Origin of the sequence: Enterobacter chinensis (genome assembly GCF_034008295.1) — a bacterium.
GTDB lineage: Bacteria > Pseudomonadota > Gammaproteobacteria > Enterobacterales > Enterobacteriaceae > Enterobacter > Enterobacter chinensis.
The window spans coordinates 1-783 of record NZ_JARDVI010000018.1; the positions used below are offsets into that span (position 1 = coordinate 1).

Here is a 783-nt window from a genome sequence, read left to right on the forward strand (position 1 = left end):
CCCGGCCAGTCGTAGACGTCAATGCTGCCCGGCTTCGGCGACGCCGGGTTCTGCTGCGCCTGGAACAGCCACGCGTTCGGCTTGCGGAAGTCATAGTCGTCGAGGCTGTAAATCCCCGGCGTCACGCTGTCCTCCAGCGCCCACTGACTGATGCCCTCTTCGTCCGTGCTGCCGCCGGACGGCGTCTGGTGATACGGAATCACCTCGTAGCCGCTGAACGGCTGGTGCTGGGTGGCGGCGTCGGTGAGCACCAGGGTGTGTTTGTCCGCCTCGTGGCTGAAGTGATACGCAATCCCCTCCAGCTCCATCAGGCGGCTGATGAAGTCCAGGCTCGACTCCTGATACTGCACGCAATAGTCCCATACGCGGTAGCTGCCGGTGAGCTTATCCTCCACGTTGACCTGATGTTCCCCCAGCAGGGTTTTCACTATCTGCGGCACCGTCTGCCCCTGGAAGATACGCAGGTTACGGTCGCGCTTCATCGGCCACAGGTCCGGCTCCACCGTCAGCTGGTACACCGCGTAGCGGGTGCCCGTCAGCTCAACGGCGCTCACCGCCACGCGCGTGACTTTGCCGTTGATATAGCGGGAGGTAAGCAGGTTCTGCGTCGGGATGGTCACCGTGACCGGCTGCCCGAGCAATTTGCTGCGGTCAATGCGCGCATCCGTGCCAAGCAGGGTCAGCGTCAGGGCGAACGACTCGGACATCGCCTCGCGGCCGGAGAGTTTCCAGAAGAGCAGCCCCTCGACCGGGAGCTGAACGGTAATTCGGTTGAGCATAATC

General features: G+C 63.1%; 1 protein-coding gene. It reads right to left on the reverse strand.

Going from position 1 to position 783, the window contains the following annotated elements; translation table 11 throughout:
- A partial coding sequence (locus PYW49_RS23280; RefSeq protein WP_320387685.1) for a type VI secretion system Vgr family protein occupies positions 1-779 on the reverse strand: 779 nt, incomplete at its 3' end.
- Positions 780-783: the final 4 nt, after the last annotated feature.